Origin of the sequence: Paracoccus alkanivorans, assembly GCF_003697785.1 — a bacterium.
GTDB classification, from domain to species: domain Bacteria; phylum Pseudomonadota; class Alphaproteobacteria; order Rhodobacterales; family Rhodobacteraceae; genus Paracoccus; species Paracoccus alkanivorans.
This window is the reverse complement of sequence record NZ_QOKZ01000001.1, coordinates 253,587-270,688: the sequence shown is the minus strand read 5'-3', so window position 1 is coordinate 270,688 and position 17,102 is coordinate 253,587. Positions and strand designations below refer to the sequence as shown.

General features: G+C 58.5%; 15 protein-coding genes and 1 tRNA gene. 5 read left to right on the top strand and 11 right to left on the bottom strand.

The genetic code is table 11. The features are described 5' to 3' along the window. The first annotated feature begins 676 nt into the window (after positions 1-676). Complete coding sequence (locus tag C9E81_RS01340; protein ID WP_122110517.1) at positions 677-2,626, top strand: TIR domain-containing protein; 1,950 nt, start codon at positions 677-679, stop codon at positions 2,624-2,626. Next, entirely contained in the window at positions 2,623-4,179 is a 1,557-nt protein-coding gene (locus tag C9E81_RS01335; protein WP_122110516.1) for an argonaute/piwi family protein, read from the top strand. Before C9E81_RS01340 ends, C9E81_RS01335 begins: the two co-directional genes overlap by 4 nt. Positions 4,180-4,484: 305 nt before the next feature. Here the strand turns inward: C9E81_RS01335 and C9E81_RS01330 are convergent, their stop codons facing one another. The 6 genes from C9E81_RS01330 to C9E81_RS01305 all read right to left on the bottom strand — a co-directional run bounded on the left by C9E81_RS01330 (position 4,485) and on the right by C9E81_RS01305 (position 10,439). After that, positions 4,485-5,414: a DUF4435 domain-containing protein gene (locus C9E81_RS01330; protein ID WP_166461782.1), complete on the bottom strand. Its 930-nt coding sequence runs from the start codon at positions 5,412-5,414 to the stop codon at positions 4,485-4,487. A gap of 7 nt (positions 5,415-5,421) precedes the next feature. Continuing rightward, positions 5,422-6,975 carry an AAA family ATPase gene (locus tag C9E81_RS01325; protein WP_243698501.1) on the bottom strand — a complete coding sequence of 518 codons (1,554 nt, stop codon included), beginning with the start codon at positions 6,973-6,975 and terminating at the stop codon, positions 5,422-5,424. A 558-nt stretch (positions 6,976-7,533) separates the two neighbouring features. After that, a tRNA-Pro gene (locus tag C9E81_RS01320) sits at positions 7,534-7,610 on the bottom strand. A 48-nt stretch (positions 7,611-7,658) separates the two neighbouring features. Then, the gene (locus C9E81_RS01315) at positions 7,659-8,618 is read right to left on the bottom strand and encodes a DMT family transporter (protein WP_341802624.1); all 960 of its coding nucleotides are present in this window, start codon (positions 8,616-8,618) and stop codon (positions 7,659-7,661) included. Further along, a complete protein-coding gene (leuB, locus tag C9E81_RS01310) occupies positions 8,619-9,746 on the bottom strand; it encodes a 3-isopropylmalate dehydrogenase (protein ID WP_122110513.1) in 1,128 nt (375 codons plus the stop codon). It abuts the gene before it with no gap. Positions 9,747-9,803: 57 nt separating this feature from the next. Further along, positions 9,804-10,439: a ribonuclease T2 family protein gene (locus tag C9E81_RS01305; RefSeq protein ID WP_122110512.1), complete on the bottom strand. Its 636-nt coding sequence runs from the start codon at positions 10,437-10,439 to the stop codon at positions 9,804-9,806. Between the two features lie 186 nt (positions 10,440-10,625). On the opposite strand from C9E81_RS01305, the gene C9E81_RS01300 reads away from it, so the two are divergent. After that, positions 10,626-11,381: a DUF1013 domain-containing protein gene (locus C9E81_RS01300; protein ID WP_122110511.1), complete on the top strand. Its 756-nt coding sequence runs from the start codon at positions 10,626-10,628 to the stop codon at positions 11,379-11,381. 89 nt (positions 11,382-11,470) lie between these two features. Here the strand turns inward: C9E81_RS01300 and C9E81_RS01295 are convergent, their stop codons facing one another. The 3 genes from C9E81_RS01295 to C9E81_RS01285 form a co-directional block, all read right to left on the bottom strand. Beyond that, positions 11,471-11,725 carry a GlsB/YeaQ/YmgE family stress response membrane protein gene (locus C9E81_RS01295; RefSeq protein WP_122110510.1) on the bottom strand — a complete coding sequence of 85 codons (255 nt, stop codon included), beginning with the start codon at positions 11,723-11,725 and terminating at the stop codon, positions 11,471-11,473. Between the two features lie 107 nt (positions 11,726-11,832). Next, positions 11,833-13,305, bottom strand: coding sequence for an NAD-dependent succinate-semialdehyde dehydrogenase (locus C9E81_RS01290; RefSeq protein WP_122110509.1), 1,473 nt, complete (start codon positions 13,303-13,305; stop codon positions 11,833-11,835). A gap of 67 nt (positions 13,306-13,372) precedes the next feature. Further along, positions 13,373-13,834: an Lrp/AsnC family transcriptional regulator gene (locus tag C9E81_RS01285; protein ID WP_122111110.1), complete on the bottom strand. Its 462-nt coding sequence runs from the start codon at positions 13,832-13,834 to the stop codon at positions 13,373-13,375. Between the two features lie 155 nt (positions 13,835-13,989). On the opposite strand from C9E81_RS01285, the gene ald reads away from it, so the two are divergent. After that, complete coding sequence (ald, locus tag C9E81_RS01280; RefSeq protein WP_122110508.1) at positions 13,990-15,108, top strand: alanine dehydrogenase; 1,119 nt, start codon at positions 13,990-13,992, stop codon at positions 15,106-15,108. A 42-nt stretch (positions 15,109-15,150) separates the two neighbouring features. On the opposite strand, the gene mscL is transcribed toward ald, so the two are convergent. Then, positions 15,151-15,585 (bottom strand): large conductance mechanosensitive channel protein MscL, encoded by a 435-nt coding sequence (gene mscL / locus C9E81_RS01275; RefSeq protein ID WP_122110507.1) that lies wholly within the window; start codon positions 15,583-15,585, stop codon positions 15,151-15,153. A 350-nt stretch (positions 15,586-15,935) separates the two neighbouring features. Between mscL and C9E81_RS01270 the strand changes: the two genes are divergently transcribed. Next, a complete protein-coding gene (locus C9E81_RS01270; RefSeq protein ID WP_122110506.1) occupies positions 15,936-16,340 on the top strand; it encodes an acyl-CoA thioesterase in 405 nt (134 codons plus the stop codon). Positions 16,341-16,349: 9 nt separating this feature from the next. Here the strand turns inward: C9E81_RS01270 and C9E81_RS01265 are convergent, their stop codons facing one another. Further along, complete coding sequence (locus C9E81_RS01265) at positions 16,350-17,039, bottom strand: 5'-nucleotidase, lipoprotein e(P4) family (RefSeq protein ID WP_122110505.1); 690 nt, start codon at positions 17,037-17,039, stop codon at positions 16,350-16,352. Between the last annotated feature and the right edge of the window lie 63 nt (positions 17,040-17,102).

The window sequence follows — 17,102 nt, the reverse complement described above, 5'->3', positions numbered from 1 at the left end:
TAGATCTTATACCTTACTTTCGCGTAGTGTCGCTTGGGACTAGGTGCAAATCGCGGACGTTCCGGACGTTCGCTTCGCCTGCCGCGTCCGGTGCAACTCTAGCAGAATGATCGAACTGTAGGGCGGAAAGCGGATTCAGTGATGCCTGCGCAAATCCGGCCGAGGCTGTGTGAAAACTCGACTGAGCATGGCTGGCTACGGAACAACGTTCTCTCGCAGACACGCCTGCGATATTTCATTCTGATGCGGGCCGCCACGGACGGTATACTTAGGAAGCCGTTCTTCGCAGGTTCTGGAAATTGCAGTTTTCTCACAGCCTCGGCCCTCTGCCGCCATTTGACAGGGCGCTGTGCCGCCCTGCGGCATTCCCCAGACCGGTCATTCGTGCTGCACGCAGCAATTTCGACTGGTCGGTGCCAGCGACGCGGGACAAAGTGAGTTTTCGCTGCGGCTGCGCCAAAGTTTGCTGTGACGAAGCCCGCTAAGTAAAAAGCGGTCGTTTCCGCCCGGTGACAAAACGTATGGATATCGGTTGTTCTTGCCGTCGGATGGTTGAGGACCGGTCATGCGACCGTATCCAACAGGTACCCTAGATTCCCTGTTGGGATATTAAGTTAGCATGTCTGTGTAGTAAATCTTGAGTGTAAACCGGGCTGAATGTCGATATATAGAAGTTATGCATACCGACTTCTCTGCCTTATCGCCCTCTGAGTTCGAGGCGCTTTCAGCCGACCTGATCGGTCGTGCTCTTGGCATCCGCTTCGAGCAATTCGGCGAAGGAGCCGATGGTGGGATAGATGGACGTCACGCGCCGGAGGCGCAAGGCCTGACGATCCTACAAGCTAAGAGATACGAGAGATCTGCTATCTCAGCTTTGAAGCGTGAAATGTCGAAGGAGCGGGCGAAGATCGATCAGTTGGCGCCCGATCGCTACATCCTGTCGACGTCTGTAGCGATGACGCCACAACGAAAGCAGGACCTCGTAGAGATTTGCGGCCCCGCCATCCGATCTCCGGGAAACATCTTCGGGCGCGAGGATCTTGAGGCGCTGCTACGCGCTCATCCTGACATCGAAGAAGCTCATCCCAAGTTATGGACCCCGGCGAGCGGGCGTACGCTGAAGCGGATGCTGAATGAAACGCTGGATGAGCGCGAAGGCCGCTTGACGCCACCGTCGGTCCTTCAAGCGTTGCTTCCAAAGCCAGGGATCGGCAGCAAGGTGGAGACGGAGGCGGAAGCGCAAAGGGATACTCTGTTCCTCGTCGGAGCACGCCCCGACCACGATCAGTTCATTCTATGGCTCGGTCCAAAGCTCGAAGCGCACGGGTATCGCGTTTTTTCCGAGATCCTGACCCTCGAGCCTGGAGACAGGTGGCACAAGGAGATTGGAGTGGCGCTGGAGCACCGCGCTGCAAAGGTGCTGGTGGTGTCGGGCGCGGCCACCCGGGCAAACGAAGACGCAATGGACCTGATCGACAGGGCGAAAGCGCTTGCTGCAAGTCTTGGCGACACTCGCCTGATAATCCCATTACGGATCGAGGATGGGGCCAAGATTGATGGCCTCCGCGATGCGACGCCTGCTGATTTCGCGCGGGGTTGGGCAGAAGGGCTTTCGAAGCTTCTCGAGACATTGCGCCGCCAAGGCGTGATGCGTCGATCTGAGGACATCGTGGTCGCAGCTCAATGGGACAGCTTCCGCAAGCGCGGTGCTGTTCCGCTGGTCCGCGAGCCAGAGTCCTTGGTCTCGAATTGGATTCAGATATTGGAAATGCCCGATGAACTCCACTTCTACGAGGCGACGGGAGCAGTCCAAACCGGCGTCCTCAAGAGACGGGTGCAAGGGCTGTCGTTTCCTGCCGTAGCGCATGAGCGAGGCGTGATCACTTTCGCAGCGCCGCCTGATATTGAGGAAAGCCTCGGAGGTGTGGCGAAGTTGCGCCTGCGTACATCTGTGCCGGTTGTGGATGCAGTGGATAAGGGTATGCCCGAGATCGGTGTCGCAGGGCGCGATTTGTCGAACATGCTCACGGGCCTGCTGCGCGATGGATGGGAGCGGCACTGCAGGGAGATCGGCATGGTCGCTTACGCGTATTCCAACGGCGATGGTTTCCATGTGTCCCCCAGCCAGGTTGGAATTGGTGAACGGGTACCCTGGGGCCGGCAAGGCGAGCGCCGGTCGTCGATGCTGCGCAACATCGCCCGAAAGCATGTCTGGTCGTATGGGGTTACAGCGATTCCTCGGAACTGGCCTTTCTGGCACTTCCGCCTGAAGGCGCGCGTCCTTTTCGCGGAGGACAACGATACAGAGCAGGGCGGACGCATAGACGACCCGAAGAAGATGCATCGCCTTCGCAGATCGGGCTGCAAGGGTTGGCGCAACAAGCAATGGCATGGGCGGCTTCTGGCATTCCTTCAGATCATGTCCGGTGAGTCCGCCTACATTCGGGTTTCGCTGGCTCCGGGTCAGGACATGCTTCTTTCATCTGAGCCCCTTCTCTTTATGTCACCGGTCAGCACCGCACTTCCAGACGTGGGCGACCCGGATGCCGAAGAGCAGGACGAAAGCACGCTCGGTCGGCCAGGGGATGACGACGAAGATGCTGTGCCCGAAGGAGACGGTACATGAGATTTTCCGAGGCACACTTGATCGTGGATCACTTCGACGAGCCAGAACTCGACTTCTACCATGACCAGAGAAGTCACCACCCAAAGGACGGTCTTTATCTATATGGACCTCATGACGGCCCAAGGAAGCCTCGAGAGGTTCGAATTGGGATTGTCGGAACGTCGGACGGGGTCGGTCACTTCCGCTCATGGAGCCGTCGGTTGCTTTCGGGGATACCGGTGCCGCCTCCGGGGCCGACGGAGAAGAAGGACCGCCTTCATCTCGCGGATTTCGTCGGGCTTGAAGAGACGTTCGGCGTTACGTTCGATCCAGATCGGCTCAGGGCCCTGACGGTCGAGTTCGACGCTATCGAGCGCGCGACGAGGGTGCAGAACATGCACGAGGCCGTCGATGCGGTCGCCCGTATCTACACTGAGCGCGTCCACAAATTCAGGCGGAACGAAGAGGGATCGATCGACGTATGGATATTCGTCGTGCCCGAGATAGTCTACGAGCGCTGCCGTCCGGAATCGAGGCGGACCGGTCTGACCCTCGTCGCCGGAAAAACGCCCAAGAAGCAGCGCGCAAGGTCACCCCAGTCATTCCTTTTCATGGACGAACGGTTCGACCCGCGCATCGAGGACGTGTTTGACGACATTCCCGACTTCCGTAGGCACATTAAGGCGACCTTGCTCTCGATCGCGCCATCTCAGATCCTGCGCGAGTCGACCCTCGAACCGACAGCGTTCACCAACAATGCGGGCTATCCCAAGCGAACCACCCAAGACCCGGCGACAGTGGCGTGGAACATCGCGACGGGGCTTTACTACAAGACTCAGGACCGACCGCCCTGGAGGCTGTCGAACGTGCGCGAAGGGGTATGCTACATCGGGATGGTCTACAAAAACCTCCCGAACAACCGCGACAATCACGTCTGCTGCGCTGCGCAGATGTTTTTGAGTGAAGGCGATGGCGTGGTGTTCCGCGGCGCAAATGGCCCTTGGAAGACCGGCGAGTACGAGTACCATCTAAACGCTGACGCCGCTGAAGAGCTTCTTAGGACTGTGATCGAAGCGTACCGGGAGTTGCGCTCCGAACCTCCCAAGGAGCTCTTCATCCATGGGCAGGCGTCGTTCAACGACGAGGAGTGGAATGCCTTCTGTCGCGCGGCACCGAAGGGGACGAATGTCGTTGGCGTACGGATCAGGCCAACGGGTGGTGACGCAAAGCTCTTCCGTGCAGGCGACTACCCCGTGATCAGGGGAACGGCCCTAAATTTGGACGAGAAGAATGCCTACCTTTGGACGAGCGGTTACGTCCCGCAGTTGGATACGTATATTGGGCCTGAAACACCCAACCCGCTTTTGGTGACGATCTTGCGCTCAAAGCATCGACAGCCAGAGATGCGGACGGTTCTTTCTGACATCATGGGACTGACAAAGATCAACTACAACTCGTGCAACTTCAATGACGGGCTTCCCGTAACGGTTCGCTTCGCGAAGATGGTCGGCGACATTCTTGTGATGGGCTCGGCGCGGGAGGGCGGCCCGCAACCATTCAAATACTATATTTAGCGGGGCTGCTCTCGGGCATGTGCTCAGATAGCTGAGGCAACGACGGCCCTTAGCTGACCTCCAGCACAGTCTCAAAATGCTGCGGTGGTAGCCCGCATTACTGCGGTTCTCGCGTGAGGCATATTGCTCAATATCAGTTGTTTGGTTGCAGCAGCTTCATATACCGGATCGTAGTCGATGGTCCTGGTGATATTGGCCTTGGTGGATAGGAACCAGTTCGTTGGTTGCAGGGCTCGCCAATAACGAAGTCATCATGTCAAACGTATGAGCCGATTATCATCGCACCATAAGTAAACCGTTAACTGCTATGCGGCAATGCGTGCAATAAATGCGCTCAGACAGGAGGGTGGATCAATCATCGAACTCAAAACCCTAACAATCGACGACTTGGGATTAAATGTAATTTTGCGTCGCTCCTTAAATTTCACAGGCTCGGATGAACAACGATCCTCCTGAAGTTGCGCAAGAAGTTCCACGAAGAAAAATAGAGTAAACTTCCCGCGCCAGTCATCGGCGGGATCTAATTCCCCGAATTTAGTGGCAGTATCGTTGCAATCGAAAATGTCAGCCCCTTCTGGGAGTCCAATTAATCGTTCGAGGTCATCTTTTTCATAGTTTGAAATGACAGCGTCCAATGTGACTGAGACATACTGCTTAATGCGGTTGTCAACAGAACCAGACCGAACACCCTTTACCCTACAGTAGTGCAGAGCCCTGTTGGCTAGTTTAATCGCGTCGAAGAATTCGTTTAGACGCTCTTCAAACATTGCTTTCAGTTCGGTAATCTCATCTTCACCCACCGCGCACTTGTACTCTCCAACCAGCAACTCTTCGAATACGCTGGAAGTCACAAGAAGGTTTTCGATAGAGTAACCAGGTGTGCAATAGAGGTTTGGGCCAGGTATATGTCCCTTTAGATGATCATAATCTTTATCGACCATATAGTAAGTTCTTGAAGCATCCTCATCTGTGTTTCGCAACAACAACTCGCGTAAAGCTAGGACATTATCTTTACCGCGACATACAAGAGGAACCCATTTGAAGCTTGAGTCTATGTTTCTGATGCAGGTCTTATAGAAAATCGGATCATCGTCACCCTCTAAAGCAATTACGACATCGCCAGGGTGTTTAGACCGAAGTGTATTATACCCTTGCAGGACTACGACATCTTTCTGTCGTGCCGCTCTCATGCGCTCGGTCAGGCCGCTACGCTTTACTTCCTCAGTGGCTGTCAACTGTCTACTATCCCTCATCCGATCGACGATTTGTGATCTTCAAGGGGCCCGCATATGGATCGAGTTCATTATCAAAAACAAACGGAGAATGAGTGATTGCCACCATTTGAGCACAGCTTGGAGACCGCAAAATATCAGGCAAAAATCGCTTTTGCCAATCCATGGAAAGAGACAATTCAGGTTCATCAATGAGCACAATAAACTGCTTCCGCTCGCTCAAATATAATCGCGCGAAGATGCTAACAATCTGCTTTTCACCTGAGGACAGGGCATTCAGAGGGAGAGAATTTCCTGTAAATTTGTTCTCCACACGTGTGGAAACCGAAAGCTTGTCAAATATGAATCGCTTCTCATCAAAGTCATTCTCCCAATATGAATTGATGACTCCAACGAAAGCTTCAATCGCCTGCTCTTGCTCTTTGTTTGATGCATAGACCTCCAAAAGCTGTCTAAGAAAGCTCCTCAGGTACGAGTGCTCAGGTTGGTTGATCTCTCCATTATTGATCAATTCGGCGATCCGAGCCTCAACTTCACCGTCTGCCTTGCCTAGTCGTGCTAGTACTACGCCCAATTCAGTGGTATCAATGTTCTCAGGGCCACCTTGCATTTTTCCTGGGCCAGAAAGCAGTTCCTCCAATGTTCGACCACCAATTCTGGTGTACGCCTCAAATGTCCCAGACCTAATTAGTTCTGCAATATTTTTGAGGCGGGTTTCTACATCCTCTAAGCCGAAGTAGATTAGCTGATCCATCTCCCACGAGGAACGAGACCGACGATTCATACCTCTGCGGCTGGGATGTATATTGCGGGTATGTAAGTAATATCTGTCAGGTCGCTTCGACTGCATAATGTCGCTGGGCATCTCGGCTTCGATCCGCCGATATGTAGGCAGATACAGGACTGTTGCACCTTTCAAACCAGTCTTGACATAATCCTCAATTTCAGAGAAACGGCTCTCACTATCAGGGAGTCTGGCAATCAATTCCTCACACATTGTAGAAATATCGTCCCGGTCGAAAGGACTCATTCGATAGAAGTGATCAAACCAGTCTGACTTATAGAAATCATCCGCTTGGCCAAGTGCAAGCTTTGTCAATGCATCTAGAAGGCCATTATCATCTCGCACAAACTCTCTGAGCTGAGGGAAGCTGTCATCAATCATCTCGATGATATCAGTTGGCAGAGGTGTTAGCTCTCCCTTTGAGACCCTCAGTTCATCTTGGTTGCGTAGTTTTATCACGAACTGATCGAATTGCACTTTCTGAATTTGCGCGGGTTTTCCCGCCAAAATCCCGTACAGGGCATTGAGCAGAGTTGTCTTTCCCGATCCATTTTCAGCGGAAACGATCTTGGCCGACGCCGAGCAATCAAGTTGAATGGTTTTATACCCATTGACACCTTCCAGCCTGAAATACTCAATGACGGGTTCTTCCACCATATCAACCAAATTGTTCATGCGTGGGTCCTTGCTCTGCTCTGCGTTGTTCACCAAAAATTCCCCGATCAGTGGTTCTGGATAGAGCGCACCATGGCTGAAATGGTCAAGCCATTGGTTAACCACAGAGGCCAAGTTACCCTCCCATAACCGTCGTGTCACCCGCTTCATTGCATTACCGAAGGCGGTCGGCCTAGAGGACCTGGATTGGGTTTGCGTCAACAGGCTTTATTGGTCAGGAAGACACACACTCGAACTGAGTGGTCCCAAGGGACTCTACTCAGATTTGTGAAGGGGGTGCCAACGGCGCACGAACACGGTGTATCGCAGATGCGGCCCGAAACAGGGCGACTCAGAAAATTTCGGCGCCGAAAGTTCGCTTTCGCGGCTTGCGAAGCATCCCGTGGCAACGCAGCGAAAGGCTGGTACCCGCCCTATCGGCTGAATCAGCAATAATCTCGCCGCGGTCTGTACGAACGGCTGCTCCGGTAAGTTGCTGCGGCGGCCATGCCGCACCGCCGTCAGACGGCTTTCCGCCCAAGAGGCACGACCTCTTGGCCCTAGGTAGCGTGAATCACATAGAACAGTCGAAATATCAATGTATTGGCTATCATATGCAAATGCGACAGAGGCAAAATCAATGATAAAAAGGGCAGAACTATCTGCCTCTTTCCAAAATCAAACTGGTCGGAGCGAGAGGATTCGAACCTCCGACCCCCTGCTCCCGAAGCAGGTGCGCTACCAGGCTGCGCTACGCTCCGACCGTAGGAGGGGCAGGTAGCGCGAGCCGCGACGGAATGCAAGACCCGTCAGCGGCGAGGGTGCAACAATCTTTGTAATATGGCCGCTTTGGGCGCGGTGACGGACTCGTTTCGCAGACGTGCGGCGGTTGCGGGGCGGTTAGCCGAGTTGCCGCCGCTGCTTTCACGCCAGACGATGTAAAGACCAGAGGCGATGATCACCAGCGCCCCGATCAGCGTCGGCAGGTCCAGCATCTCGTTAAACAGGAACCAGCCATATAACGTGGCCCAGATGATCTGCGAATACTGCATCGGCGCGACGATGGCTGCCTCGCCGGCGCGATAGGCGGCGATGACCAGCAGCCCGCCCGCCAGGCCAAAGATCGAGATCAGGCCGGCCAGTCCGAGATCCTGCAGCGGCATTGGCTGGTATTGCAATGTCAGTGCACCGCCGGTGACAACAAAATTGCCCAGCATCGGCCACATTATCAGCACCAGCGGCCGTTCTCGACTGCCAAGCTTGCGGGTGACGACCGCGACCATGGCGCTGGCCGAGGCTCCGATCATCGCCGCGAAATGGCCGGGCTGCAGCGGATGGGTGCCGGGCCGCAGGACGATCAGCACCCCGCACAGCCCGACGATCACGGCGCCCCAACGATGCAGGCCCACTTTTTCCCCGAGAACCGGAATCGACAGGACCGTGATCAGCAGCGGCGTGGTGAAGAGGATCGCATAGACCTGTGTGAGCGGCAGGGTCGAGAAGGCAAAAAAGCCCGCAAGCCCGGCCGAGATCGCGCAGGCCGTGCGTAGGATCAGCCAGCCCGGGTTGTTGGGGCGCAACGTGCCCGAAGTGGGATCACGCAGCAGGATGAGCGAGACCAGCGGGAATGACAGCAGCGAGGCGAAGAACAGGATCTGATGCGAGGGATAGCTGCTGCCAAGAGTCTTGATGACCGCGTCATGCGTTGCGAACAGGCCCATAGCCGCGAGTTGCAGCAATACGCCCCGGACGTTTCCGGACAGTTGCACTTATATCCCGGCAGCCAGGGCCGCGACGATCCTGTCGCCCATCTGTGACGTGCTGACCGGCGTGCCCCCTTCGGGTCCCATCAGGTCAGGAGTGCGGACACCGTCGGCCAGCACGCGCTCGACCGCGCGTTCCAGTTCAGTCGCAGCGTCGCCCTGGTCGAAACTGTAGCGCAGCGCCATGGCAAAGCTGAGGATGCAGGCGATGGGATTGGCCTTGCCTTGCCCGGCGATATCGGGGGCGCTGCCATGCACCGGCTCGTAAAGCGCCTTTGGCCTGCCATTCGCCATCTTTGCGCCAAGGCTGGCCGAGGGCAGCATGCCAAGGCTGCCGGTCAGCATCGCAGCCGCGTCCGACAGGATGTCGCCGAACAGGTTGTCGGTCACGATCACGTCGAATTGCCGCGGGTTGCGGACAAGCTGCATCGCGCCGTTATCGGCATACATATGCGACAGCTCGACCTCCGGGTATTCGTTGTCATGCACCCATTGCACCTCTTCGCGCCAGAGGATGCCGGATTCCATGACATTGGCCTTTTCCATCGAGCAGACCTTGTTGCCGCGCCGTTTCGCCAGCTCAAAGGCCGAGCGCGCCACGCGCCGGATCTCTCCGCTGGTATAGCGCTGCGTGTTGATGCCGACTCGGCCGCCCTCGTTTTCGGGGTTGTTATTGTCGTCATGGATGCCGCGCGGTTCGCCGAAATAGACGCCCGAGGTCAGTTCGCGCAGGATCAGGATATCCAGCCCCGCCACGACCTCGCGCTTGAGCGACGAGAAATCCGCCAGCGCCTCGAAGCACTGCGCCGGACGCAGATTGGCAAACAGGTCCATCTCCTTGCGCAGCCGCAGCAAGCCCCGCTCGGGCTTCACGCTGAAGTCGAGATCGTCGTATTTCGGCCCGCCCACGGCACCCAGCAGCACCGCATCGACCTCTTGCGCGCGGGCCATGGTCTTATCGGCCAGCGGCGTGCCGTGCTTGTCATAGGCCGCGCCTCCGACCAGATCATGGCTGACATCGAAACGCATGCCGCGATTGGCCTGGAACCAGTCGATCACCTTGACCACCTCGGCCATGACTTCGGGGCCGATCCCGTCTCCGGGCAGGATGAGCAGCGAATAGGGGGTGGTCATGCGTTTCTCCTCAGTGGCTTGTCGTCGGGTTAGACCCGGGGTGATGACTGGTCAAGATCAGCGCACCTGCTCCATGAGGATTTTCGGCATCGGACAATCCTCGCGTGCGTCCGGCGCGCAGTCGCGCGGTTCAAGGTCGCGGGTCAGGCAGATGCGCACCTCCTGCAGCGACCGGTCGCGGCAGGTGACGGTGATCCCGTCGCGCGTCAGTTCGGGATTGGCTTCGATGAAGGCATCCTCGACGACCGAAGGGGGCAGGGTGATGTCCCGGTTCAGGGCATCGAACACCTCGGGGATGGGCGCACGCTCCGCCGCCTCGCGGATCGCATCGTAATAGCCATGGGCCGAGAGTCCCGAGCAGCGCCCGTGTTTCTGCCACTGATACCAGGCCAGCCCGCCTGACCCCATGATATCGGCCATGGCCGCGCTTTCCCGCCGGGACGGATCACGTTCCTGCGTGCGACAATCCTGCGGCCAACCATCCTCGTATTGTGGCCAGAGCCCGTGCACGACGAAATCCGTGTCGCGCTCCGGGTCGCATTGCTCGGCATTGCGCTGATCGCCGGTCAGACTGCACCATGTCGGCGACCAGCTGAGCGCCAGCACGTAATAATCGAACTCGCCCGCGATATCCTCGGCATGGACGGTGAATGGCAGCAGGGCGGTCAGCGCGGCGCGAAACAGGTATCTCATGGCAGTCAAACTAGCCGCATCACAGGCGCCGTCCAGCCCGGATTGCGCGAATCCTCTTTTCTATCCGCTTGGAAATCGTTATATCCGCCCCCAATTCCCCCGATTCAGAGGAATGGCGCCCGCCAAAAGCCGATTCCCGGCCCAAGCAGGCCATGGGTTCGGGGCAGAGACGCGAAGGAGACTGACATGAACAAGCCATTGATGGCAAAGGCCACCGCCGTCTGGCTGGTCGACAACACGACGCTCAGCTTCAAGCAGATCGGCGATTTTTGCGGTCTGCATGAGTTGGAGGTGCAGGGGATCGCAGATGGCGACGTCGCGGCCGGGGTCAAGGGCTATGACCCGATCGCCTCGAACCAGCTATCTCCCGACGAGATCAAGCGGGGTGAGGCCGATCCGGCCTACAGGCTGCGCCTGAAATACAACCCCGCCGCCGAGGGCGAGGAAAAGCGCCGCGGGCCGCGTTACACGCCGCTTTCCAAGCGTCAGGACCGGCCCGCGGCGATCCTGTGGCTGGTCAAGTTCCACCCCGAGCTGGCGGATTCGCAGATCGCCCGGCTGGTCGGCACCACCAAGCCCACGATCAACGCGATTCGCGAGCGGACGCATTGGAATATCCAGAACATCCAGCCGATCGACCCGGTCGCGCTTGGCCTGTGCAAGCAGACCGAACTGGATGCCGCCGTGCAGAAGGCTGCCAAGAAGCGCGCCGCTGACGGCGACGTGATGACCGATGACGAACGCCGCAAGCTGGTCAGCACCGAGACCTCGCTGGCAATGGGCGAAGAGGCACGGTTGCCGACCGCGATCGCCGGGCTCGAGAATTTTTCGCTGTCCAGGGACGAGGACGAAAGCGAGCAGGAGTCCGAAAAGGAACTGGATGCCGACAGCTTCTTCAACCTGCCCGAGAAGGACGATGAAGACGAGGACGACAACCGCTGATTTCCACGGCGAGCGTCATGAAAAAAAGCCGGCGCGAGGATCTCGCGCCGGCTTTGATTTTACAGAAATGCTTCGAAGAAATATTCCGATCAGGTTTTGCTGCGAATGAGGCGATAGCCCCAGATCAGGATGCAGGCGCCGATAACGGCAACAACCAACTGTCCGAAAATTCCGCCAAGCGTCGAGCCAAGCAATGTGCGCAGCAACCAGTTGCCAAGCAGCGCGCCGACGATACCCAGAATGATGTTCGTCAGTAGCCCGTGATCCGATTTCATGACTTTCTCGGCGATCCATCCGGCAAGTCCGCCCAGGATGATCGTCAGGATCCAGCCAATTCCTTCCATGTCAGGTTCTCCCCTCTCGGTTGTTAGCGACCCGGTAGGCCCCTTGCTTTGAGAAATGCATAAAGAGCCGGTTTCGTTCCATATTTTCCAACACTCAAATTTCACTCTCAGATAGACAGGCAAACATATTTCATCTCGAGAAAGTCATCGATGCCATGCCGGCTGCCCTCGCGGCCAAGTCCAGATTGCTTCACTCCGCCAAAGGGCGCAACCTCGGTCGAGATAATGCCGGTATTCACGCCGACGATACCATATTCCAATGCTTCCTGCACCCGCGTGATGCGCCCGATATCGCGGGCATAGAAATACGAGGCCAGCCCGAAGATGGTGTCATTGGCCTTGGCGACGACCTCCTCCTCGGTCTCGAACCTGAACAGAGGGGCCAGCGGGCCGAATGTTTCCTCGGTCGTTACCTTCATGCTGTCGGTGACGCCGGTCACGACCGTCGGCTTGAAGAACAGCCCATCCATGCGTTCGCCGCCGATGGCGACCGCGCCGCCCTGGTCCAGAACGTCCCTGATATGCTCCTCGACCTTTTCGACCGCCGCCTCGTTGATGAGCGGACCGGTGGTGACACCATCCTCAAGCCCGTCGCCCACCGTCAGCTTGTCCACCGCCTCGGCCAGTTTGCGGGCGAATTCGTCATAGACACCGGCCTGCACATAGATCCGGTTGGCGCAGACGCAGGTCTGGCCATTATTGCGGAATTTCGAGGCCATCGCGCCCTCGACCGCGGCATCCAGATCGGCATCGTCAAAGACGATGAAGGGCGCGTTTCCGCCCAGTTCCATGCTGCATTTCAGCACTTGGTCGGCGGCCTGGCGCAGCAGGATGCGGCCCACTTCGGTCGAGCCGGTGAAGGTCAGCTTGCGCACCAGCGGGTTCTCGCAGAACTCCTTGCCGATTTCGCTCGAACGCGACGAGGTGACGACCGACAGGATGCCCTTGGGCAGGCCCGCCCGCTCGCCCAGCACCGCCATGGCCAGCGCCGACAGCGGTGTTTCGGCGGCGGGCCGCGCGACGAAACCACAGCCGACGGCCAGAGCGGGCCCGGCCTTGCGGGCAATCATCGCATTGGGGAAATTCCACGGCGTGATCGAGGCCACCACTCCGATCGGCTGACGGATCACGCTCAGCCGCTTGTCGGGCTGATGGCCGGGAATGGTTTCGCCATAGACGCGCTTGGCCTCTTCGCCGAACCACTCGATGAAGCTGGCGCCATAGGCGATCTCGCCCTTGGCCTCGGGCAGGGGTTTGCCCATCTCGGCAGTCAGGATACGGGCCAGATCGTCCTGGTTCTCGATCATCAGGTCGAACCATTTGCGCATCACCTGCGCGCGTTCCTTGGCGGTTCGGGCAGCCCAGCCTTTCATCGCCTCGGCCGCGGCCGTGATGGCCTGCGCCGCCTCGGCCCTGCTTAGATCGGCGACACGCGCGATCACATCGCCCCGGGCAGGATTGATCACCTCGAATGTCGCGCCATCGCCGGCCTCGACCCATTCCCCGGCCAGGAAGGCCCGTGTTTCCAAAAGCGACGGATCGCGCAGAAGTGTCCGGAGATCGGTGGAATGCTTGGTCATGACAGCCCCGTTTGCTGGATTTGCCGAAAGATGACCACGCGGCAGCCGACTTGTCAAAGGGCTCGGGTCATACCGGTATGGCGGTGGTCCGGAACACCGTGCGCAGCGCAAACGACGAATGCATCTGCGCCACGCCGGGCAAGCGCGCAAGATGCTGGCGGTGGATGCGTGCGAAATCGTCGGTATCCTCGACCACGATCTTCAGCAGGTAATCCGCCGTTCCGGCCATCAGGTGACATTCCAGCACATCGGGAATCGCCCGCACCGCGCGCTCGAACGCATCCAGCAGCTCGTCCGCCTGACCCGACAGGGTGATCTCGACAAATACGGTGGTTTGCCGCTGCAACTTGCGTGCATTCAGCAGGGCGACGTAATCCTGGATCACGCCTGTCTCTTCCAGGCGCTGCACGCGCCGGTGACAGGCGCTTGGCGACAGATGCACCCGTGTCGCCAGTTCGGCATTACTGATTCGGCCATGCTTTTGCAGCAAGGCGAGGATTCGGCGGTCTATTGCGTCAATTTCGCTCATTGGGGGATATTCTTCGAAAAACATCTGGATATCCAATGTTTTCTCTTGTCACCTGGTGTCGTGACACCCCAGCTTCGCAGCACTTTGCGGCGATTTTCTGGCAATCTGTCTGCTGCCAAGGCTTGAACGGTTCCAATCAGGGGAGGAGCAGCTTCATGAAAATCGGTTGCCCGAAGGAAATCAAACCGCAGGAATTCCGGGTGGGGTTGACCCCCGCCAATGCCGCCGAGGCGGTTCTGCGCGGCCATCACGTGCTGGTAGAGACCGGGGCAGGGCTAGGCGCCGGCTTTTCGGACGAGGATTATCTCGCCATCGGCGCCGAGATCGCCCCGGATGCGGCGGCGGTGTTCGACAGATCCGAACTGGTCATCAAGGTCAAGGAACCGCAGGCGGTGGAGCGCAAGCTGCTGCGTGAGGGACAGTTGCTCTTCACCTATCTGCACCTCGCCCCGGATCCGGACCAGACCCGCGACCTGCTGGACTCCGGTGTGACCTCGATCGCCTATGAAACCGTGACGGACGCACGTGGGGGGTTGCCGCTGCTGGCGCCGATGTCCGAGGTGGCCGGACGCCTCGCGCCGCAGGTCGGATCATGGGCGATGCAAAAGGCCAATGGCGGGCGCGGCGTGCTGATGGGCGGCGTGCCGGGTGTTCGTCCGGCCAATGTGATCATCATCGGTGGCGGCGTGGTCGGGGCCGCGGCGGCCCGGGTTGCCGTGGGCATGGGTGCGAATGTGACGGTCATGGACCGTTCGGTGCCGCGCCTGTCCTATCTGGACGACGTGTTCATGGGCAAGCTGACTACCCAATACGCCAATGCCGCCGCCACAGCCGAACTGATCCAGACCGCCGATATGGTGATCGGCGCAGTGCTGATTCCCGGCGCGGCCGCGCCCAAGCTGATCAGCCGCGAACAGCTATCGACCATGCCGCAGGGCTCGGTTCTGGTGGATGTGGCCATTGATCAGGGCGGCTGTTTCGAGACTTCACGCCCCACGACTCATCAGGATCCGATCTACGAGGTGGACGGGGTGGTGCATTACTGCGTGGCGAACATGCCGGGCGCGGTGGCGCGAACCTCGACCCAGGCCCTGGGCAATGTGACCCTGCCGTTCCTACTGGCACTCGCCGACAAGGGCTGGCGGCAGGCGGTCAGTGACGATCCGCATCTGCGGGCCGGACTGTCGACGCATCAGGGCAGGCTGACCTCGCTGCCTGTGGGCGAGGCACTGGGAATCGCCGCGATCACGCCGGAAGAATTGTTGAACGGATAATGGATCAGCGGGGCGCTCCCGGCTGCGGAAGCGCCCTCGATATCAGGCTTTCGTGGCCAGCAGGTCGCGAATCTGGGCGAGCAGCTCTTCCTGGGTCGGGCCCGCCGGGGCTTCCTCTGCTGCCGGTTTTTCCGGCATTGCTGCGGATTTGGCGCGGTTCACCGCCTTGACCAGCAGGAACACCACCCATGCAATGATCAGGAAATTCAGCACCGCCATCAGAAACGAGCCATAGGCAAACACAGCCGCTCCCGCATCGCGTGCCGCGGCCAGACTGGTGCCATTGGCGACCTCTCCTGAAAGGACGACATATTTATTGGTGAAATCGACGCCGCCTGTCACCAGCCCGATGATCGGGTTGATCAGGTCGTCGACCAGTGATGTCACGATCGCCGTGAAGGCTGCGCCGATGATAATGCCGACGGCCATGTCCATGACATTGCCCCTGGCGATGAACTCTTTGAATTCCTGAATCATATTTTTTCTATCCCCTGTGAACCATAGGCAGCGCGCTGCTGCGGAAAGGATATGTCACCATTGCGCGACAGGCAATTATTTGCTGTTTTGCAGCGGTGGGCGCCTTTCTGCTCGGCGCGTTTTCGCCAGTGCCCTTGTCAACGCCTCCAGCTGCGGAAATCCGGTTCCCGCTTTTGACATTTTCCGTTGCATCCTGATCCGCCCAGGACTGCGGAGTGAAACAGGGCCAAGAGCATGCCGCTGTCACCTCCGGTGGCGAGCTTCGGCTGGACTGGATCTGTCGACCGCGTGTTATATTCTTGGGGCACGCGCTTGAAAAAAACGTTCAGCGTATGCCAGAAAGGTTTTTCATGTCCGATCCAGCCGCCGCGCCGTCAAGGAATCCGACCATTCGCACCATCGCGATGCCCGCCGACACCAATCCGGCCGGGGATATTTTCGGCGGCTGGCTGATGAGCCAGATGGACCTTGCCGCTGGAACCGTGGCCGCGTTGACCGCGCATGGCCGCAGTGCCACCATAGCAGTCGAGGGGATGAAATTCCTGCGCCCCGTCAAGGTCGGAGATGAGGTCTCGCTTTTCACGGAACTGCTGAAGGTCGGCCGAAGCTCGATGCATATCCATGTCGAGGCATGGCGGCGTGAGCGTGATCACGAGCATAGCGAGAAAGTCACCGAGGCGAGATTCACCTTCGTCGCCCTGGACGGGGAGGGAAGGGCGAGGCCCGTTCGCTCCGCCCCGGGCGGGGATGGCTGATGCCGGCGATTATTGCGTGATTTCCCAGGGCCGGATATCCGCATCCATCCAGGTGCCATGCGCGGCGTTGGGAAAAACGATCCAGTCCTTGCCAAAGCGGTCGGCGTGATCCTCGGTCAGCCTGTGCTGATCCTCCAGCGCGGTTCCGGCGAATGCGTCGTGAAAATCATGCATCGTATCGCCCAGTTGCAGCACGATGCGATGTTTCGCGGCAATGGCGGCGCGGCGCTCGGCCTTGGGGGGACCGTAAAGCAGAACCTGTTCCGCCGTGACCTGGGGGAGGCCCAGGCTCGTCAGGGTCGCCATCGTTGCCGGCTTGTTTTCATCAAAACGATCAGAGACATAGAAAATCGTCACTCCCGACTGGTCGGCCAGATCAAAGAAATCCGTTGCACCGGGGATCAGATGGGGCTGGCCCTCGCACTCCCATAATTTCCATGTCGCGATATTATCGCGTTGCTGCCTTTGTATCATGGCATGGGCCATGACGGCGGTGTTGTCGAGGATCGTCTCGTCGATATCCGACACGATCGCCAGCCCGGCACCCGATCCACCGGCGCTATCGATCGCGGCGCGCAGCCGCAGCGTCGCCAGCGCATAGCATTGCCGTTGCAGGGCTTTCACCTCTGCCGAGCGTTGCTGATATCGGATTGCCATCGCGTATTCATGCGGATGGCGCAGGGGGCTGCTGTCGGTCATTCTGCCTGCCGGTGCTGTCGATCTGTCGCGACATGCCTAAGCGTTGCGTCCGGCCTTGCCAAG